Consider the following 17,936-nt stretch of genomic DNA (forward strand, 5'->3'; position numbering starts at 1 on the left):
GTGCAACCATGTCATCTAACGTCATTCGCCGGGATAGTCCCGGCCGACGTGATCTCCGTTCACCCCGCCCGAAGCAGGTGCCGCCGTGCCGGACTCTGTCTGCCGTGCGCCCACCCAGTGCGAACCGCCATCGGCATAGTGTTCGTGCTTCCAGACCGGCAATCTCACTTTAACCGTTTCGATGATCCACCGCGAGGCTTCGTAGCACGCGTCGCGGTGCGCCGCCGCGACCGCGATCACGACACTCACCTCTCTCAGCCCGAGATGACCGACACGATGCGCCGCGGACACCGACCCCACCTCGAACTGCCCGAGCGCTTCGTGGCAGATTGCCTCCAGTTCGCGCTCCGCCATCTCTCCGTACGCCTCGTATGTGAGACTGGAAACGGAGCGTCCCCGGTTCGTCTCGCGCACGCGCCCCTGAAAGACGAGGACGGCTCCATCCGCCTCGGAACCGAAGTCGTCGAACTGGCCGAGATCGTCGAGGCTCTCCCTCGTGATCCTGGCTCGGACCCGGCCGTCGTCGGCGCCTGCCTCGTCCTGCGCGGGGGTCATCGTCAGCCGCCCGCCACAGGAGGGATCAGGGCGACTTCGTCGCCATCGGCGAGCGGTGTGCCGGATTCCGCGTAACTCTGATTGACCGCGATCACCACACGTTCGGGGAGCCAATCGAAGCCGCCGCCCCCCCGGAGAGTCTCCACGAGATCCTCCACGGTGCTGTCCACCGCGAGTTCGGCCGAACCCTCCCGGCCTCTCGCCAGCTCTCCGTACACGCCGAAGAAGAGGGTGCGGATCGAGATTCGCTCCGTCACGACCACCCTCCGGCAAGCGACAGATGGGTCAGGAGGCGGGGCACGATCCCCTCTTCCCGCAGGGTGGTGACCCTCACGCGGGTCGCCCCGGGCTGCTCCGGGTCCGCGAAAGCCGCGACGGAGAGATTGCCCCGGAACGTGCAGAGCGAGATGTGGGTGTCGCTCTCGGTATCGATCCAGGCGTCGACGATTCGATCCGCGCCGAGGAAAAATGCCCGTACGACGCCGAGTACCTCGGCGGGCGAAAGAGTGCTTCCGGTCTCTGTCGTCATCGGTTCTCCCTGCATACCATCATCCCGCGAGAAGAATAGGGCCGCACCCCGTCTCTCTCAAACTCGGCAACCGCACCGTCAACCCTCGTCAGGAACGTTCAATCGTGCCCACTCCGGAGTTCTCTTCAAACGTCGCACAACTCGAGGCCTCACCTACGCTGGCCCTCGCCGCGCGTGCCCGGAAGCTGAAGGCCGACGGGGTCGACGTCGTCGACCTCTCGGCTGGAGAGCCCCAGTACCCGGCCCCCGCGTACGCCGCCCGGGCCGGAATCCGGGCGGTCGAAGAGGGGAAGACAGGCTATCCGCCCACGGCGGGTCTTCCGGAGCTGCGGGACGCGATCGCCCGCTATCTGCGGGAGACGACGGCATCCGCGACTGTGGACCCGGCTTCCGTGATCGTGGGGGCCGGGGTCAAGCAGGCGCTGTTCAACTGTTGTTACGCTCTGTTCGAGCCGGGACACGAGGTGCTCGTTCCCGCTCCGTACTGGCCCAGCTACCCGGCAATCGTCGGCCTCTCCGGCGCTGAGCCGGTCGTCATCGACACGGGGTGGGACACGGCGTTTCTCCCTTCCGTCGAGGACCTCGAGGCGGCCCGCACGCCCCATACTCGCGGACTGATGCTGAACAGTCCGGGCAACCCGACCGGCGCGGTGATCCCGGGTGATCTCCTGCGCGACATCCTGATGTGGGCGGATCGGCACGGGATCTGGGTGCTTTCCGACGAGATCTACCGCCGGCTCTCATACGACGGTCCGGCGCCGTCCGTGTTCGACGTCGCCGAGCGCGGCGAGCGGACGGTGCTCCTGGACGGGCTCTCGAAGGCGTTCTGCATGCCGGGGTTCCGGATCGGCTATGCCGTCGGCCCGCCCGATCTCGTCCGGAAAATGTCGGATCTGCAGGGGCAGACCACCTCCGGGGCGGTGGGACCGTCCCAGTACTCCGCCGCGGCCGCGCTGGGAGAGAGCGGCGCTCGCGAGGCATTCGTCGCGGATCTCGTCTCGAAGCTCGCCCGGCTGCGGGACCTCGGCCTGACCGCCTTCAACGGGATCGGCGCGATCGAGGCCAAGCCGCCGGATGGCGCACTCTACTTCTACGGGCGCCTCGCAGACCCGGCCGCCTCTTCGCTCGCGGTCGCGGAGCAGCTTCTCGTCGAGGCCTCCGTGGCCTGCATGCCGGGGGAGCCCTTCGGCTCACCCGGGTACCTCCGCTTCAACTTCGCGGTGGAGCCGGAAGTCCTCGAGGAAGGAATGACGCGCCTCGCCGACTTCTTCGGCTGAGGGGGCCGGGCGGCAGGCGGCCCGGCCACCCGTTCAGCCCCGGTTCTCCTGGCTTGCGGCGACGTCTTCGCGAAGGAGGCGTGAGGGCTTGAAGACCGGTACGCTGCGCTCCGGCACCCGCACCGGATCACCCGTACGCGGATTCCGCGCCATGCGCGTCCGGCGCTGTCGCACCTTGAACGTGCCGAATCCGCGAATCTCGATGTGTTCGCCCCCTACGACGGCGTTCTTGACGGCGTTCAGGAACGCGTTTACGACCGCCGCACAATCCTTCTTCGTCACGCCGGGCCCGATCGCGTCGTGCACCTGTTCGACTAGATCCGCCTTCGTCATCTCCCTCTCCTCCGAACGTTAGCAACCCCCACCTATCTGGTTCGCTCCGATCCGGAGCGACTATCTCCACTCATAGAGGAGCCTTGGCGCAGCCGGACGCAGCGATGGCAGCGTCTGAAGCCAACCCTGCGCCTCTCCGAGGCTGACGCCCCTAAGGAGATCGAACAGACCCACCCTCGGTTCTCGTGGCCGGACCACGGAGGGATTCGATCCCAGACCTGCCAGCCGGCCGGCGTGGGCGATCGTCTCGTCAAGAGTCATGAGACGGTCGACCAGCCCCAGATCGCGCGCCTGCCGACCGGTGTACACGCGACCGTCCGCGAGTTGGAGCACGGTCGTTCGGTCCATTCCTCGGCCTTCCGCCACCACGTCGACGAACTGCTCGTGAACGTCGCGCACCAGTGTCTCCAGGATCTCGCGGTCCGCCGGCGACAGCGGGCGCGCGAGTCCGCCCATGTCCTTGTGCGGGCCGCTCGTCACCACTTCCCAGCTGAGACCCACCTTGCGGAAGAATTCCTCGGCGTTGGGGAATTCCATGATGACGCCGATCGAACCGGTGATCGTGCCGGGAAGCGCGTACACGCTGTCCGCGCCCACCGCGGCGTAATATCCGCCTGACGCTCCCACATCGCCCATCCAGGCGAGGACGGGTCGGTCGTCGTCCTCCCGGAGATCGCGGATGGCCTCGAAGATGGCCTGCGAGGCCCCGACCGTACCTCCCGGTGATTCGATCTCGATGACGAAACCGCGAACGCTCCGATCCTCGCGGAATGACTTGAGGACTCGCGTGAAGCCCGACTCCTCGACAATCGTTCCGCGAAGCGGGACCACCGCGACCCTCCCTCCGGCGAACCAGCCGGCTCCCGCCAACAGCCAGCCGAATGAGAGGGCGGCACCCACGCCGAAGATGCCGAGCAGCGCGAGGAGCACGATCACGGTGTTTCGCTTGTCGTAAGCCACGTTCACGAAGCGTTTCGAGAGGGGGGTCCCGGTGCCGCGGCGGCTCGCAACGTAGAGAACACGACGCCGTCGTTCAACGTGTTGCCGAAGTTGCGGTTTCCCGCATCGTCTCGACAAAGCGGTTGAACAGATACCGACTGTCGTGCGGACCAGGTGCCGACTCGGGATGGTACTGCACGGCGAACACGCGCCGCTCCCGGTGGACAAGTCCCTCGACCGTACCGTCATTGAGGTTCCGGTGCGTGACTTCGAGTCCGTCGCCGTCCTTTATGCGCCCGTCCTCCTCCTCGACCGCGAAGCCGTGATTCTGCGACGTGATCTCCACCGCGCCCGTACCGTAATTCAGAACCGGATGGTTTCCGCCGCGGTGGCCGTACGGGAGCTTGTAGTTCCGGGCCCCGAACGCCCGCGCGATGAGCTGGTGCCCGAGACAGATCCCGAACAGGGGGATCCCGGCATCGCTGAGGGCCCGGATTCGTTCAACCGCGCCCGGGACGGCTTCCGGATCGCCCGGGCCGTTGGAGAGGAACACACCGTCCGGCCGCGCCGAAAGCAAATCGGCCGGCTCCGTGTCGCAGGGGACGACGCGCACGCGGTATCCCTCGCGCAGGAACAGGTCGAGGCTTCGGGTCTTGACGCCATAGTCAAGGCAGAGCACGAGGCCGTGGACCGCTGTCTCCGCCGGAGGCGCGAGTTCGTAGGGCTCCGGAGTCGATACGGCGGTCGCCAGATCGCGACCCGACATCTCGGGCTCGGCCGCCAGCCGCTCCGCGGCCTGCCGGGTGGGGATTCCTTCGTGCGCCAGCACCGCCCGCATCGCTCCCGCATCTCGGATGTGACGCGTGAGCGCCCGTGTGTCCGCATCGATGAGGGTCGGGATGCCGTGCAAGGCCAGGTACTCCGGGAGCGTCGCGTCGGCGGGGCCGGATCCGATATCGCTCGAGAGGTGACGGACGACGAACCCCGCCACCCACGGACGCCGCGACTGAACGTCCGGGTCGCGGATACCGTAGACTCCCTGCATGGGTGCGGTCATGACCACGATCTGGGACGCGAACGAGGGATCCGTCAGGACCTCGTGATATCCCGTCATCACGGTGGTGAAAACGGCTTCCCCGGCGGTCTCGGCCTCGGGTCCGACGTACCTCCCGTCGAAGCGCCGGCCATCCTCCAGCAGCAGGTATCCGGGGCGTGCTTGCATGTCGGTCACGGGGCGCGTCCAATGTGGCGGTCGAACGTGCGGGCATCGGGGGTTCGGTCCTCGGCCCGCGCGCACCTTGATTCGAAGCCAGGGGAGGCGCGGTGAGAACCGACTCCGGACCCGGTCGGGAGGGCCAGGCCGAAGCTCCGCTCGTCCATATCTTCGCCGACGAATCGTGCCTCGGCAACCAGTTCGAGGACCGGGAGAATCCGGGCGCCGCGGCGGGCCTGATCGAACGCTTCGACGAACGGCGCGGGTGGCATCGGCGCGACTTCGCCCACTTCGATCCCGATACCACGAACAATCGCATGGCGCTCGTATCCGGAATCGTCGGTCTCGGCGCGTTGCGACAGGCCTGCCGAGTGGTGTTCACCAGCGACAGCCAGTATCTGGTTCGGGGGATGAAGGAGTGGGTCCACGGATGGGCCCGGCGCGGATGGCGACGCAAGGGCGGTCCGATCGAGAACCTCGACCTCTGGCAAGAGCTCTCGCGGGCGGCGGCACGCCACCGGGTCGAGTGGCGCTGGACACGGGGACATGCGGAGGACGTGAAGAACGTCTACGCCCACACGCTCGCGATCACGGCGGCCCGAGAGCGGCGCGGTACCGGCGGGCTCGTTCCTTCGAGCTTCGAGGGCTGGGTGGCGGAAGCGCAGGAAAAGGGGAAGTTCACAGACTTCCTGGACCTGCCCGACGAGGCGTTTCACCCGGATCGGCAGCCGCCCCCGATCTAGCAGCCGGCTACTGGCCCGGATCTCCGCTGCCGGAGTCCGGATCGCCCTCGGTCCCCGCGGGCTCCTCGCCCGACTCGTCCTCCACCGCCCCGCCAGCTCCGAGGTCGGGCGGCGCTTCCAGGAGCGAGGCCGGCGCCTCGGGAAGGTTCCGCTGGCCTGGCATCCCCTGGCGCAGAATCGACTCGGGAGCCGAGTCCGTACGGGCCGACAGGACGGCCAGGACGAGCGCCAGGAAGAGGAAGCTCCCTCCGCCGTACCAGCTCATCTTCGTCAGTGCGTTCGCCGCCTGCCGCCCACCCATGAACGAGTCGGTGGAAGACGAGGCGCCGCCGAAGGACGCGGCGAGCCCGCCCCCCTTCCCCGCCTGAATCAGGATGATCACGCACAGAAGGAGCGCGATCAGGGCAATCACTACGATCAGGAACGTGAACATCATCTACCCGCTGTGGTTGGATCAGCCGCTAAGCTAGAGGCGGCGGCGGTGCTCGGCCAGTTTTGGGTCACCGGCCGGCCGCGCAGATCGCCGCCCAGCTGTCGGGATCGAGGCTGGCGCCGCCGACCAGCACCCCGTCCACGCCCGGCGCCGCGAGCAGTTGCCCGATATTGGCGGGCTTGACGCTACCGCCGTACAGGATGACCGCTCGGGCCGAATCGCCGGCCCCGGCCGCCGAGAGCTGCTCGCGAACGATGGCGTGCGCCTCCGCCGCATCTTCGGGGCTCGCCGTACGTCCCGTCCCAATGGCCCACACCGGCTCATAGGCATAGACGAGGCGGGTCCGGCCAGCGGCATCGATCGACGACAGCGCCCCATGAATCTGTCTCTCGATCACGGTCGCCAGCTGCCCCGCCTCCCGCTCCTCGAGCGTCTCCCCTACGCAGAGGACGGGACGCAGACCGGCTTCGAGAAGACGCCTCAACTTGAGGGCCACGTCGGCGTCCGTGTCGCCGAACTCACGGCGGCGTTCCGAGTGGCCCGCCAGACCCCAGGTGGCGCCCGTCGCCGGTACCATGGCGGCCGAGACTTCGCCCGTGTGCGCGCCTGCGACCTCCGTATGTACGTCCTGTACGCCGAACTGGAGGTCTGGCCTGTCGGCCGCCGCCACCGCGAACGCCGGCAGGCTGATGGCCGGCGGGAACACGACCACAGTGGCATCATCGCGCGGCGGGTACCGAGCCACAAACCGCTCCATGAACGCCCCGGTCTCGGCCGGGCCGTGGCACATCTTCCAGTTCGCGGCGAACACGGGCGCGCGCAGCTCACTCACGGCATATTCCTTTCGCGGCTCGAGAGGGCGTCGAGCCCTGGCAGTCGACCGCTCCCAAGATATTCGAGCGCGGCGCCACCTCCGGTACAGACGTGCGAAACGCCGCCGATCAGGCCGGCCCGCCGAACAGCCGCAGCCGAGTCACCCCCGCCGATCACCGTGAACGCGCCGGCAGCCGTGATCTCCGCCGCGGCCTCCGCGAGGGCGAAGGTCCCCGCCGCGAACCGTGAATCCTCGAACAATCCCATGGGACCGTTCCAAAAGAACGACGCACAGCCCCGCAACGACGTCGCGTACCGGGCGCGCGATTCCGGACCGATGTCGACGGCGGCCATCCCCGGCTCGATTGCGTCCACCGGCACCTCCTCGACCTTCGCTCCGGGATCCCCGGCGCGGCTGGTGACCGTCACATCGACAGGCAGCCGAATCTTTTCCTCGGCCTCGGACAGGATCGAGCGGGCAAGATCCAGCGCGGTCTCCTCGACGAGCGAGGCCCCGGTGTCGACCCCTCGTGCCCGGAGGAACGTGTTCGCCATGGCCCCTCCAACCAGGAGGCAATCCGCACGCTCCAGGAAACGCCGCATGAGGTCGATCTTGTCTCCGATCTTGGCGCCACCGAACGCGACTGCGAACGGACGAGGTGGATCGGCAAGCACGCCGAGCGCCTTGAGCTCCCGTTCAACCAGCAGCCCGGCGGCAGAGGGGTGAAGCTGCCCGGGCACGCCGGTCGTCGAGGCGTGGGCGCGGTGGAGGGTTCCGAAGGCGTCGTTCACAAAGAAATCGCCCAGCCGGGCGAGCCGCCCGGCCAGGGCGCGGTCGTTCGCCGCTTCCCCGGGCAGGAAGCGCGTATTCTCGAGCAAAAGGATCCGGCCGGCCACAAGCTCCCGGCTCGCACGCAGCGCCGACTCGCCATCACACGGGGCCGCAAAGTCGACGCCGACCCCAAGGAGGCCGGCGAGCACCGGGCCCACGGGTGCGAGCGAGAAGGCGGGATTCGGACGCCCCCCCGGCCGGCCGAGGTGCGAGAGCAGAACCGGCCGGGCGCCGCGCAGCAGCAGCCACCGCAGCGTGGGCAGCGACGCCTCGACCCGCGTCGCGTCGGCGACCTCGCCCGCCTCGAGCGGGACGTTGTAGTCCACGCGCACGAGAGCCCGCTTCCCGGCCAGGTCGGCCGGGAGGTCTCTCAGAGTCCTGGCCATCGAAGGAGTTCCGTGCCGGTTCAGACCCCGACGGCCATAGGCAGGCGCTCTCCGACGAAGCTCGCCAGGTCCACGCAGCGGTTCGAGTATCCCCATTCGTTGTCGTACCAGGAGATGACCTTCACCAGCGTGCCCTCCATGACCGATGTCGACTGCGCGTCGATGATCGCGCTGGCCGGGTGCCCGGTGAAGTCGACGGATACGAGAGGTTCCTCGGTGTATTCGAGTACTCCATCCAGTGGGCCGGCCGCCGCCGCCCGGAAGACCGCATTGATCTCATCGACCGACGTCTCGCGTGAAACGGTCGCTACGAGGTCCACGATCGACACATCCGGCGTGGGGACGCGCATCGCCATCCCGTCCAGCTTTCCCCTGACCTGAGGGAGGACCAGCCCCACGGCCTTGGCCGCGCCCGTGGTCGTAGGGATGATCGAGAGCGCGGCCGCGCGCGCCCGGCGCAGGTCCTTGTGCTGGAGGTCGAGCAGCTGCTGTCCGTTCGTGTAGGCGTGGACCGTCGTCATCAACCCCCGCTCGAAGCCGAACTCGTCGAGCAGCACCTTCACGACCGGCGCGATGCAGTTCGTCGTGCAGCTCGCGTTCGAGATCACGTGATGCCTGTCCGGGTCGTATGCCTCGGCATTGACCCCGAGCACCAGGGTGACGTCGGGTTCGACGCCCGGAGCGGAGATGATGACCTTCTTCGCGCCCGCGGTGATGTGGCGGCCGGCGTCCTCGCGCTTTCGGAAGATGCCGGTCGAGTCGATCACGACATCGACGCCCAACTCAGACCACGGCAGGTCGGCGGGATCGCGCTCGGACAGGACGCGCACCCGCTCATCCCCCACGACCAGGTCGGGGCCGTCCACGCGAACCTCGCCGCCGAAGCGTCCGTGCACGGAGTCGTACTTGAACAGATGGGCCAGAGTGGCGGCATCCGTGAGGTCGTTGATCGCGACGAAATCGACGTTGCCGCGCGGGTTCTCGAGCGCCGCGCGCAGGATGTTCCGGCCGATGCGGCCGAAACCGTTGATGCCAACCCTCACACTCATTGGGATTCCTTTATGGGGAGTTATGGACGATAAGCCCCTGTCGGTGAATCGTCTCCGTCGAGGGGACGTAACGTGCGCGCAAAACTAACGGTCGCCACGCGGCGGAATCCAGCCTCCGCGAGGGCCTCGGCACATGCGATGGCGGTCGCCCCGGTCGTGAGCACGTCATCCACGATGATGGCCGTTCGATCGTCGCCGATGGAGCCGGCGCGCAACCGGAAGCGCCCCTGCACGTTGGCCCGGCGCAGGGCGCCGCGGAGACCCGCCTGGCGTCCGCCTCCCGGCCGCCGCTCGAGCACACAGTGCAGGGGGCCGAGGCCACCGTCCGCGAGACCACGCGCAAGTGCCTCGGCCTGATTGAAGCCGCGCTCCCGGAGCCGGGCGGGCGCGAGCGGCACCGGCACCAGCCAGGGAGCGGACGGGCCCTCAAGCCGGGTCACCACGGTCTCCACCGCGGTGGCCATGGAGGCGGCCATCCAGGGCGCGATGGCGCACCAGCGGTCGTATTTGAGGGCGCGTACCGTCCGCGCGGCGAGGCCATCGAAGGCGAACGGTGCGTCGGCCGCGATCAGCACTTCGGGCCACGATTCGCAGGTGCCGCAGCGCACCGGCTCCCCGGCTGCAGCCGCGATGTTGCCGAGAGGCTGGGCGCAGCGCGGGCAGCGGGGTGCCGGCAACCGCGGCATCCGCGACCGGCACAAGGCGCACAACGGGGGGCCGGCAGCGGCCACGCCCCGACGGCAACCGACACACGCCGCCGGCACCAATGCGTCGAAGGCCGCGGAGGCCGTGCGGCCGAGACGCCGAAGCGGGCGGGCCCGCTGCGTTCGGGTCAGACGCACCTTGGCCCGATCACCGGGCGCGGGTGTCGAGCGCCTCCACGGCCGCCGCGCGCATCGCCTCGACCGGCGGTGCGCGCCCCGGGAACCAGCACTTGAGCGACAGCGCCGCCTGGCCCACGAGCATATCGAGGCCATCCCGCGCCCGGATGCCGAGCGAGCGGGCGTGATGAACCCACGGCGTCTCGCCGGCCGAGTACACCAGATCGCAGGCGAGGGCGAACCGTCCCCGGTCCAGCGCGAACGGCAGCGGGTCAGAGGCCGAAAGCCCGAGGCTCGTCGCGTTCAGGACCAGATCGTAGGCGGCGCCGGGATCCGGCGTCTCGACGACCCGCAGGGCCTCCCCACCCACCGCGGCGCGCAGAGCCTGCGCCCGGGCAGCCGTCCTGTTGAGGACCTCGACGGAAGACGCGCCACCCTCGAGCAGCGCGTGGACGGCGCCTCGGGCAGCACCGCCGGCCCCCAGCAGGAGCACGCGCGCGCCCCGGGGGTCGAACCCGAGCCTCTCGAGCGCGAAGCCCAGACCCCCGACATCCGTGTTGTCGCCCGCGAGGTCACCGTCGGCAAGCCGCCACCAGCAGTTGCAGGCCCCCGTCGCGCGGACGGCGCCGCTCGGCCGCGTAAGCGCCGCGGCCGCACGCAGCTTGTGCGGGAGCGTTACGTTGCCTCCCGCCAGATCCGGATGCCGCATGGCTTTCTCGACTTCGTCGGAAACGACCGACCAGGCCGCGTAGTCCGCATCAAGCTCCCACGCCTCAAAGGCCGCGCGGTGCAGGGCGGGTGAAATGGAATGGTCGACGGGGTCGCCAAGAAGCACGTAGCGAAGGGTCACGGGGACGTCTCGCCGATCCGGTCGAACAATCCGCGCATCGCGAGTTCAAGCAGCGCCCAGGTCTCCTCGTACGTCTCGATGTCGCCGCCGTACGGGTCCGGCACTCCGGCGCCCACTCGCTCATCGTCCCGCGGCAGGAAGTCCGTCATCACGTGGATCGAAGCGGCCGGGTCCCAGCGCGCGGCCGCTTCGGCGTGCGATGCTTCCATACCGATGATCAGGTCGGCCCAGTCGAGCAGCTCGGCCGATAGCTCCCGGGATGTGTGCGTCGCGAGATCGAGTCCGTGTGCTGCCGCCACCGCGATTCCGGGGTCGGAAGCCGGATTGCCCGGGAACGCGAACATGCCCGCCGACGTACAGGAGATCTCCGACAGGCCACGCGCCTCGGCTTCGGCCCGTCCGATGACCTCGGCCAGTGGGCTCCGGCAGGTATTGCCCGTGCACACGAAGAGCAGATTCACCCGATCGAGCCGCGCGGGCCCTCTCCGCGCAGCACCCGCTCGATGCCGACCGCCGCGACGGCTCCCTCGCGCAGCACGTCGACCCCTTCGTCGCGCAACCGGACGAGCGTCGACGGAGGCGAATCTCCCAGGTCCCCCGCGTCCAGCCACCCGACCGGACCCTCCGGCCGCATCGACGACAGCGCATCACGCGCCTCGCGGCGCGTCCGCGCCGGAGGCCCTCCGGTCACATTCAGGCTCGTCGACGTCAGCAGTCCCCCGGCGCGCTCGAGCAGCCGCCGCACGACCGGGTGGGTGTCGACCCGTGCGGCGACCCCGGCCTCGCTCCCGTCATCCAGGACCAGCGTGAGCGGCCCCGGCCAGAAGGCATCGGCGAGCCGCCGCGCCGCGCCGGTCCACCGCACGGCGGGTAGAGCTTCCACGAGCGCGTCGCGGCTCGCGGCGAGTCGAATCAGCGGCGCGAGCGGACGCTGCTTGATCGCGGAGATGCGCGCATCGACCGCGGGGTCCGGCCGTCCCCCGATCCCATAGACCGTGGATGTCGGGTGCGCCACGACCCCCTGCGCATCGAGGAGCGCCACCGCCCGATCGAAGGCGGCAACTCCCTCTGCCAGCACGGTGCCCGAGCGGCGGCACACCGAGGCCGCAGCGACCCCGGTCGCAGCCTCGGACTCGCCCCATTCGTACCACTTCACCGCTGCGATATCGATCCCGCCCCCGCCTCGCTGACGCAACAACATTCGGCCGCCGGAAGTCTAGCGGCTCGGGATCAAGCCGCTCTCAACCATCCACCGCGCGATGGACAGGTCACGCGGCGTCGTGATCTTGAGATTCGAGTGATCACCTTCGACCGTAGACACGTCGATCCCGAGACGTTCACACAGCATTGCGTCGTCCGTCATCCCGGCCGCGTCATGCTTCCCCCACGCCGCCGCATCCGCGAGAGCATGTGTCTGCGCCAGCACCTTGGCGGGGAACCCCTGCGGCGTCTGGACGCGCCGAAGATCCTCACGTGGTACGGTCTCGATGACACGTCCGCGGTCGTCGATCCGTTTGACAGTGTCGTCCAGCCCGATCACGGGAATCGCGGGGCCCCGCCTTCCGGCCTCGACAACCCGGGAGATGAGTCCGGCCGACGCAAAGGGCCGCGCCCCGTCATGCACGAGGACGACCTCGACCTCGCCCGCGAGCGCGCCGACTCCGATCCGCACCGAATCCGCCCGCGCCACGCCGCCCGCATGCACGGAGACGCCGTCCGGCAGCCACTTCGGCGGGGTCTCCGCCCACTCCGCCGGCAGAGTGACGACAACGCGCTCGATATCCGGATGGCCGGCGAACGCCCGCACGGACCAGGCAAGCAACGGCTCGCCCCCCAGGTCCACGAACTGTTTGGGTCCCTCGGCCCCCAATCGCCTGCCCCGCCCCGCCGCGACGATGACCGCCCCGACGCGCACTAGTGGGGTTCCGCCCGTCTGCTCACGGACTCGAAGGCCGTGAACGCCTTGTGGAAGTAGAGGTCGACGCTCCCAGTGGGCCCGTTGCGCTGCTTCCCGACGATGAGTTCGGCCTTTCCGGCCAACCCCTTCTCCTCCACTTCTTCGGGCTTGCGGTGCATCTCCTCACGGAAGATGAAGAGCACGACGTCGGCGTCCTGCTCGATCGCTCCCGACTCCCGCAGGTCCGAGAGCCGGGGGCGGTTGCCCTCGCGCTGCTCAGGCGCCCGGGAGAGCTGCGAGAGCGCGAGCAGGGGCACGCCGACCTCCTTCGCGATCCCCTTTAGCGAACGCGAGATGGCGCTGATCTCCTGCTGTCGATTCTCGGCCCGGCCCCCACCCGACATCAGCTGCAGGTAGTCGAGCACGACGAGCCCCAACCCAACTTCCGCATGCAGCCGTCGAACCTTCGCGCGAAGTTCGATCGGCGAGATTCCGGGCGAATCGTCGATCCAGATCGGAGCCGTATTGAGGTGGCCGGCCCCTCGGGCCAGCCGCGTGAAGTCGTCGGTCGACAACCGGCCGGTCCGGACCCGGCTGGAATCCACCTTCGACTCGGCACACAGCATCCGCTGCACGAGCGAATCACGAGACATCTCGAGCGAGAAGATCGCCACCGGTACGTCTTCATCGATCGCCGTGTGCTGGGCGATGTTCAGGGCGAGCGCCGTCTTCCCCATCGAAGGCCGGCCGGCGAGCACGATGAGGTCGGCCGGCTGAAAGCCCGCCGTCATTCGGTCGAGTTCGGAGAACCCTGACGCGACACCGGTGATCGAACCCGGGTTCCGTGTCAGTTCGTCGATCCGATCCATCGTCGACCGCAGGACTTCCTTGATGCGGATGAACGAACCGCGCTCCTCCGCCTGCGCGATCTCGAAGATCCGCTGCTCGGCTCGATCCAGCGTCTCGTCGACTTCGCCCGCAGGTGCCTCGTAGGCGTCCTGGATGATCTCCGTGGCGCTGGAGATGAGCCGCCGGAGGACGGACTTGTCGCGCAGAATCCGGCAGTGGTAGCTGATGTTGGCGGCAGTGGGCACGGCGTCCACCAGCTGCGCGACGTAGGCCATGCCCCCGACCGCATCGAGTTCGCCCGCCGTCTTCAACTCGTCGGCGAGCGTGACCGCGTCGATCACATCGCCGCGGCCATACAGGCGCACCATCGCGCGGAAGATCCGTCGATTCCCCTCGCGGTAGAAGGCCGCGTCGTCAACGTGCTCGAGCGCGACCGCCACGGCGTCCCCATCGATGAGCATGGCGCCGAGGACCGACAGTTCGGCCTCTTCGGACCAGGGCGTTCGCCGAGCCTCGATGGCGTCGCCGGGGAGGCTGAGCGCGGTGTCAGCCACCTCGGGCCTCCTGATCTCCGGCGCCGTCGAGCATGCGGCGCACGATCTGCAGATCTTCCCAGGTCGGCCGGATCCAGCCCGGGTTTCTCAACAGCGCGGCCGGGTGGTACGTGACCACGACGGGATACCCCGAGTACCGGTGCACCCGACCGCGCAGCCGACCCAGCGCGGACCTCGTCTCGAGCAGAGTGCGCGCGGCGAAGGCGCCGAACGCGATGATCACTTCGGGTCGGATGAGCGCCAGTTGCCGGAGGAGATATGGCGAGCAGGCCGCGACTTCCTCGGGCAGCGGATCACGATTCCGGGGCGGCCGGGATTTGAGCACGTTGCAGATATAGACCGAGGTGCGCGGCAGGCCGATCGACACCAGCAGTCGGTCGAGCAGGTTGCCGGCTCGGCCCACGAAGGGTCGGCCCGTCTCGTCTTCGCGTGCGCCGGGGGCCTCGCCCACGCACACGACACGCGCATCGGCCGCCCCTTCTCCGAACACCGCGTTCCTGCGCGACTCGTGGAGCGCGCACCGGGAACAGGCCGCGACGAGCGCCGCCAGCGCTTCAAGGTCGGGCGCCTCCGCAATCCCCGCCTCCGACACCGCGACCGGGACCGCGACCGGGACCGCAGCTTCGGGCGTGGGGCGGAGCCGGGGCCGCCCGGCCCCCTGCGCGAGAGTGAGCCGTCGCACGATCTCCACCCGCGTGGCGCGCTCGAGCATCAGCGCGTCGCCCTCGGCGGCTAGCGTCTGCTCGAGGAACGTGCGGGCCAGCGACCGCGCGACCGCATCCTGCGGGCTCATGATCCCGCCGCCGCTTCGATCGACGCTTCGATCGACGCTTCGATGCGATCGAGCAACTGGTCCGCCAACTCGGTCTTCTTCGCCAGCGGCAACTCCTCGGCGGCACCCGTCCGGTCGATCAGTGTGATGCGGTTCGTCTCGGACTCGAACCCCGCGTCGGGCTCGAGTGCCGAGTTCACCGCGACGAGCTGCATCCCCTTGCGCTCCAGCTTCTCGCGTCCGCGGGAGAGGAGGTCGTCCGTCTCGAGCGCGAAGCCGAGGGTGAAGATGCCGTTTTCCGCGCGGAAGTCCCGAGTCTCCATCAAGAGATCGGGCCCTGCGCGCAGTGTGACCTCGAGTCCGTGTCCCGTCTTCGTGATCTTGGAGGCGGCTTCCACCGCCGGCTCGAAATCGCCCACCGCCGCGGCCATGAGCAGGATGTCCGCGTTCGTCAAGGCGCTCTCCAATGCCGCCAGCATCTCTCCGGCCGTCTCGACTTCGACGAGCCGCGGTCCGGCAGGCCTCGGTACCTGGCTGGGTCCGCTGATCAACGTCACGTCGCCGCCACGCCGCCACGCTGCCTCGGCAAGCGCGAACCCCATGCGACCGGAGGAGCGGTTCGAGACGAAGCGGACCGGATCCAGCGCGGCGCGGGTCGGCCCCGCGGTAGCGACAACGGCGCGTCCGCGGAGCCCGGTCGCCCGCTCCAGCGTCCGGCCGATCAGGGGTACGATCTCCTCGGGCTCCAGGAGCCGTCCAGGCCCGCTCTCGCCCTCCGCCAGCGGACCATCGGCCGGCCCCGCGATCGCGTAGCCGAAATCGAGCAGGCGCACGGCGTTCGCGCGCGTAGCCGGGTGCTCCCACATCCGCGTGTTCATCGCGGGGCAGACGATGACCGGTCCCGGTGCCGCCAGCACGGTGCTCGTCGCCAGATCGCTCGCGGCACCGGTGGCAAGCTTCGAGATCAGGTCGGCGGTCGCCGGCGCGATGACGACGACATCGGCTTCGCGCCCGAGATCCAGGTGCGCCAGCGGCCGATTCCAGAGGGACGTGTGTACACGACCCCCCGTGATTCCCTCGAACGTCACGCGTCCGACAAAGCGCTCGGCCGATTCGGTCAGGATCACCTCGACGGCGGCGCCGGCCTCGATCAGGCGGCGCGCGAGGATCGCACTCTTATAGGCGGCGATCCCGCCGGATACGACGAGCAGGACGCGACGACCGTCAAAGGGTCGCACGGACTGCTAGGGAGTGAGGGTCGGGCGCGCTCGGACCAGCCGGTACTGCAATCCGCGATTCTCAGAGGTCAGCGCGTCCGCCGCGACCGTTGTGAGCTTGACCGCCCCGTACGGTGACCGCTCGAGCGGAAGCGCGTTCAACTCGCGCGCATACTTGGCGGCGACGAGAACACCCAGATACTTGTTCGTCGCCGCTTTCGCGACGGCGTCCGGCGTGAACACCTTCATTCTATCTCCCCGTTAATCCAGCGCGCGAATCCGGCGGCCCGCGGCCCGCCGCCAAGTAGACAAACCTACCACATGCGTCGAACTCGATCCAACTCCCCGATGATCCGCTCGACGTACTCTCGCTCCGCGGCTCCGAGTCGGCGGGCCATGCCTCCGCTTCCCGTCACAAGGGACGACACGGCCGCGGCGGCCTCTCCAAGACGGTCATTGACCACGAGGTAGTCGAACTCCCCCGCCGCCTCCAGCTCCGAGCGCGCCCCCGCCAGTCGCCGTTCGAGTTGTGCCGGGGTCTCGCTCCCACGACCCCGGAGTTGGCGGACGATGCGCTCGGCGGTCGGCGGCACGATGAAGATGGAAACGGCCTCAGGCACGGCGTCGCGTACCTGCCGCGTCCCCTGAACGTCGATGTCGAGCAGCAGGTGCGCCCCCGCCTCTCGCGCCCGGTCCAGGTTGTCGCGCGGGGTCCCGTACCGCTCCCCGTGCACGGTGGCGTACTCGAGCATCGCGCCGCCGGCCACGATCGCATCGAACTCGTCGCGCGAGACGAAACGATAGTCCACCTTGTCCACCTCTCCGGTCCGTGGCGAGCGGGTCGTCATCGAAACCGAAAACAGGTACTTGGCAGTGCCCGGGTCCGCGAGCAGGCGGTCGCGCAACGTCGTCTTCCCCGCCCCGGAGGGTCCCGCGAGGATGACGGGGAACGGCGCGGGCGGCGGCGGCGCGGGCGCACGAGGGCTCACTCGATGTTCTCCACCTGCTCCCGGAGTCGCTCGATCTCGTTCTTCGCCTCGACGACGAGGCGGGATATGCGCGGGTCGTTCGCCTTGGCGCCCAGCGTATTGACTTCGCGCTGCAGTTCCTGGACGAGAAAGCCGAGGCGTCTTCCCACCGGCTCCTCGACCGGGGCATCGAGAAACTCCTCGAACGCCTCGAGGTGCGAGCGGGCGCGGACAAGTTCCTCGCTCACGTCCCAGCGATCCGCGATGAGCGCGATCTCGCGCATCAGCCGATCCTCGTCGAGCCCTTTCCCCGCCAGATCCTCCACCGCGGCCCGCAGCCGGGTCCGCTCCCGATCCAGCCTCCGGGGCGCAGCCTCCGAAGCCTGTTCGACGGCCCTCCGGATGCCGGCCACGCGCTCCCGCAGATCGATCTCGAGCCGGGCCCCCTCGCGATCGCGCATCTCCACCAGCAGATCGAGCGCCGCAGCCGCCGTCCGCTTCAGGTCGTCCGGGTGGGGAACGAACTCCGCCCCCTCCCCGCCCGCCCTGCGGAAGAGCCCTCCCGCACCGAGCAGCGCCGCAAGGTCCGGCTCGCCGGGCACACCGAACTCGTCGCGGAGCCGCGCGCAGGCGTCGAGTACTTCCCGCACCCGCGCCTCGTCCAGGGCGCCGCCCGCCGCCCCCGGCGCGCTCTCCACCCGCACGAAGAGGTCGAGTCGGCCACGCCGGGCGCGGGACTCGGCCAGCCCCCGCAGCCCGCTCTCCCAACTCTCACCGCCCGGCGGCCCCTTCACGACGACCTTGAGGCCGCGCGAGTTCACCGACCGGGCCTCGACCGTGATCGTCCCTTCCTCGCGAGTCGTCGTGGCCGCCCCGTAGCCGGTCATGCTCCGGATCACGGCCTGA

General features: G+C 69.2%; 23 protein-coding genes. 2 read left to right on the forward strand and 21 right to left on the reverse strand.

Going from position 1 to position 17,936, the window contains the following annotated elements:
• Positions 1 to 21: 21 nt before the first annotated feature.
• From ACN9M6_RS06350 to ACN9M6_RS06360, 3 genes are read right to left on the reverse strand one after another with little or no spacing between them, the layout of a single operon-like run.
• Positions 22 to 555 carry a molybdenum cofactor biosynthesis protein MoaE gene (locus tag ACN9M6_RS06350; RefSeq protein ID WP_419162069.1) on the reverse strand — a complete coding sequence of 178 codons (534 nt, stop codon included), beginning with the start codon at positions 553 to 555 and terminating at the stop codon, positions 22 to 24.
• A 2-nt stretch (positions 556 to 557) separates the two neighbouring features.
• Complete coding sequence (locus ACN9M6_RS06355) at positions 558 to 812, reverse strand: MoaD/ThiS family protein (protein WP_419162070.1); 255 nt, start codon at positions 810 to 812, stop codon at positions 558 to 560.
• Entirely contained in the window at positions 809 to 1,084 is a 276-nt protein-coding gene (locus ACN9M6_RS06360) for a hypothetical protein (RefSeq protein WP_419162071.1), read from the reverse strand. The genes ACN9M6_RS06355 and ACN9M6_RS06360 overlap by 4 nt, the downstream gene beginning before the upstream one ends.
• A gap of 104 nt (positions 1,085 to 1,188) precedes the next feature.
• Between ACN9M6_RS06360 and ACN9M6_RS06365 the strand changes: the two genes are divergently transcribed.
• Positions 1,189 to 2,361 (forward strand): pyridoxal phosphate-dependent aminotransferase, encoded by a 1,173-nt coding sequence (locus ACN9M6_RS06365; RefSeq protein WP_419162072.1) that lies wholly within the window; start codon positions 1,189 to 1,191, stop codon positions 2,359 to 2,361.
• A gap of 33 nt (positions 2,362 to 2,394) precedes the next feature.
• On the opposite strand, the gene ACN9M6_RS06370 is transcribed toward ACN9M6_RS06365, so the two are convergent.
• The 3 genes from ACN9M6_RS06370 to carA all read right to left on the reverse strand — a co-directional run bounded on the left by ACN9M6_RS06370 (position 2,395) and on the right by carA (position 4,855).
• A complete protein-coding gene (locus tag ACN9M6_RS06370) occupies positions 2,395 to 2,694 on the reverse strand; it encodes an HU family DNA-binding protein (RefSeq protein WP_419162073.1) in 300 nt (99 codons plus the stop codon).
• Positions 2,695 to 2,754: 60 nt separating this feature from the next.
• Positions 2,755 to 3,660 (reverse strand): signal peptide peptidase SppA, encoded by a 906-nt coding sequence (gene sppA, locus ACN9M6_RS06375; RefSeq protein WP_419162074.1) that lies wholly within the window; start codon positions 3,658 to 3,660, stop codon positions 2,755 to 2,757.
• A gap of 67 nt (positions 3,661 to 3,727) precedes the next feature.
• Positions 3,728 to 4,855 carry a glutamine-hydrolyzing carbamoyl-phosphate synthase small subunit gene (gene carA / locus ACN9M6_RS06380; protein WP_419162269.1) on the reverse strand — a complete coding sequence of 376 codons (1,128 nt, stop codon included), beginning with the start codon at positions 4,853 to 4,855 and terminating at the stop codon, positions 3,728 to 3,730.
• Positions 4,856 to 4,956: 101 nt separating this feature from the next.
• On the opposite strand from carA, the gene ACN9M6_RS06385 reads away from it, so the two are divergent.
• Entirely contained in the window at positions 4,957 to 5,589 is a 633-nt protein-coding gene (locus ACN9M6_RS06385) for a ribonuclease H family protein (protein WP_419162075.1), read from the forward strand.
• A 7-nt stretch (positions 5,590 to 5,596) separates the two neighbouring features.
• Here ACN9M6_RS06385 and secG read toward each other — a convergent pair whose 3' ends face one another.
• The 15 genes from secG to ACN9M6_RS06460 form a co-directional block, all read right to left on the reverse strand.
• Positions 5,597 to 6,025, reverse strand: coding sequence for a preprotein translocase subunit SecG (gene secG / locus ACN9M6_RS06390; RefSeq protein ID WP_419162076.1), 429 nt, complete (start codon positions 6,023 to 6,025; stop codon positions 5,597 to 5,599).
• Between the two features lie 64 nt (positions 6,026 to 6,089).
• A complete protein-coding gene (tpiA, locus tag ACN9M6_RS06395) occupies positions 6,090 to 6,854 on the reverse strand; it encodes a triose-phosphate isomerase (RefSeq protein WP_419162077.1) in 765 nt (254 codons plus the stop codon).
• Entirely contained in the window at positions 6,851 to 8,053 is a 1,203-nt protein-coding gene (locus ACN9M6_RS06400) for a phosphoglycerate kinase (protein ID WP_419162078.1), read from the reverse strand. Before ACN9M6_RS06400 ends, tpiA begins: the two co-directional genes overlap by 4 nt.
• 20 nt (positions 8,054 to 8,073) lie before the next feature.
• A complete protein-coding gene (gap, locus tag ACN9M6_RS06405; RefSeq protein ID WP_419162079.1) occupies positions 8,074 to 9,102 on the reverse strand; it encodes a type I glyceraldehyde-3-phosphate dehydrogenase in 1,029 nt (342 codons plus the stop codon).
• Positions 9,103 to 9,122: 20 nt separating this feature from the next.
• The gene (locus tag ACN9M6_RS06410; RefSeq protein ID WP_419162080.1) at positions 9,123 to 9,944 is read right to left on the reverse strand and encodes a ComF family protein; all 822 of its coding nucleotides are present in this window, start codon (positions 9,942 to 9,944) and stop codon (positions 9,123 to 9,125) included.
• Positions 9,945 to 9,954: 10 nt separating this feature from the next.
• The gene (locus ACN9M6_RS06415) at positions 9,955 to 10,773 is read right to left on the reverse strand and encodes a shikimate dehydrogenase family protein (RefSeq protein ID WP_419162081.1); all 819 of its coding nucleotides are present in this window, start codon (positions 10,771 to 10,773) and stop codon (positions 9,955 to 9,957) included.
• Positions 10,770 to 11,234, reverse strand: coding sequence for a low molecular weight protein arginine phosphatase (locus ACN9M6_RS06420; protein WP_419162082.1), 465 nt, complete (start codon positions 11,232 to 11,234; stop codon positions 10,770 to 10,772). The genes ACN9M6_RS06415 and ACN9M6_RS06420 overlap by 4 nt, the downstream gene beginning before the upstream one ends.
• Positions 11,231 to 11,974, reverse strand: coding sequence for an L-threonylcarbamoyladenylate synthase (locus ACN9M6_RS06425; protein ID WP_419162083.1), 744 nt, complete (start codon positions 11,972 to 11,974; stop codon positions 11,231 to 11,233). Before ACN9M6_RS06425 ends, ACN9M6_RS06420 begins: the two co-directional genes overlap by 4 nt.
• Positions 11,975 to 11,989: 15 nt before the next feature.
• Positions 11,990 to 12,688, reverse strand: a complete 699-nt coding sequence (ispD, locus tag ACN9M6_RS06430) for a 2-C-methyl-D-erythritol 4-phosphate cytidylyltransferase (RefSeq protein WP_419162084.1) — start codon at positions 12,686 to 12,688, stop codon at positions 11,990 to 11,992.
• Positions 12,688 to 14,073, reverse strand: coding sequence for a replicative DNA helicase (dnaB, locus tag ACN9M6_RS06435; protein ID WP_419162085.1), 1,386 nt, complete (start codon positions 14,071 to 14,073; stop codon positions 12,688 to 12,690). The genes ispD and dnaB overlap by 1 nt, the downstream gene beginning before the upstream one ends.
• Positions 14,066 to 14,866, reverse strand: a complete 801-nt coding sequence (locus ACN9M6_RS06440) for a uracil-DNA glycosylase (RefSeq protein WP_419162086.1) — start codon at positions 14,864 to 14,866, stop codon at positions 14,066 to 14,068. Before ACN9M6_RS06440 ends, dnaB begins: the two co-directional genes overlap by 8 nt.
• Entirely contained in the window at positions 14,863 to 16,083 is a 1,221-nt protein-coding gene (gene coaBC, locus ACN9M6_RS06445) for a bifunctional phosphopantothenoylcysteine decarboxylase/phosphopantothenate--cysteine ligase CoaBC (RefSeq protein ID WP_419162087.1), read from the reverse strand. Before coaBC ends, ACN9M6_RS06440 begins: the two co-directional genes overlap by 4 nt.
• Before the next feature lie 6 nt (positions 16,084 to 16,089).
• Positions 16,090 to 16,311 carry a hypothetical protein gene (locus ACN9M6_RS06450; RefSeq protein ID WP_419162088.1) on the reverse strand — a complete coding sequence of 74 codons (222 nt, stop codon included), beginning with the start codon at positions 16,309 to 16,311 and terminating at the stop codon, positions 16,090 to 16,092.
• A 65-nt stretch (positions 16,312 to 16,376) separates the two neighbouring features.
• Positions 16,377 to 17,051 (reverse strand): guanylate kinase, encoded by a 675-nt coding sequence (gene gmk, locus ACN9M6_RS06455; protein WP_419162089.1) that lies wholly within the window; start codon positions 17,049 to 17,051, stop codon positions 16,377 to 16,379.
• Positions 17,048 to 17,929, reverse strand: coding sequence for a YicC/YloC family endoribonuclease (locus ACN9M6_RS06460; RefSeq protein WP_419162090.1), 882 nt, complete (start codon positions 17,927 to 17,929; stop codon positions 17,048 to 17,050). Before ACN9M6_RS06460 ends, gmk begins: the two co-directional genes overlap by 4 nt.
• Positions 17,930 to 17,936 lie beyond the last annotated feature (7 nt).

Origin of the sequence: Candidatus Palauibacter sp. (assembly GCF_965197445.1) — a bacterium.
GTDB lineage: Bacteria > Gemmatimonadota > Gemmatimonadetes > Palauibacterales > Palauibacteraceae > Palauibacter.

Excerpts from the sequence above, each read along its gene's own strand:
- ACN9M6_RS06425 (WP_419162083.1), bottom strand. The coding sequence starts at position 11,974 with ATGTTGTTGCGTCAGCGAGGCGGGGGCGGGATCGATATCGCAGCGGTG.
- carA (WP_419162269.1), bottom strand. The coding sequence starts at position 4,855 with ATGCAAGCACGCCCCGGATACCTGCTGCTGGAGGATGGCCGGCGCTTC.
- ACN9M6_RS06350 (WP_419162069.1), bottom strand. The coding sequence starts at position 555 with ATGACCCCCGCGCAGGACGAGGCAGGCGCCGACGACGGCCGGGTCCGA.
- ACN9M6_RS06440 (WP_419162086.1), bottom strand. The coding sequence starts at position 14,866 with ATGAGCCCGCAGGATGCGGTCGCGCGGTCGCTGGCCCGCACGTTCCTC.
- ACN9M6_RS06360 (WP_419162071.1), bottom strand. The coding sequence starts at position 1,084 with ATGACGACAGAGACCGGAAGCACTCTTTCGCCCGCCGAGGTACTCGGC.
- secG (WP_419162076.1), bottom strand. The coding sequence starts at position 6,025 with ATGATGTTCACGTTCCTGATCGTAGTGATTGCCCTGATCGCGCTCCTT.
- gap (WP_419162079.1), bottom strand. The coding sequence starts at position 9,102 with ATGAGTGTGAGGGTTGGCATCAACGGTTTCGGCCGCATCGGCCGGAAC.
- ACN9M6_RS06400 (WP_419162078.1), bottom strand. The coding sequence starts at position 8,053 with ATGGCCAGGACTCTGAGAGACCTCCCGGCCGACCTGGCCGGGAAGCGG.
- ACN9M6_RS06370 (WP_419162073.1), bottom strand. The coding sequence starts at position 2,694 with ATGACGAAGGCGGATCTAGTCGAACAGGTGCACGACGCGATCGGGCCC.
- ACN9M6_RS06450 (WP_419162088.1), bottom strand. The coding sequence starts at position 16,311 with ATGAAGGTGTTCACGCCGGACGCCGTCGCGAAAGCGGCGACGAACAAG.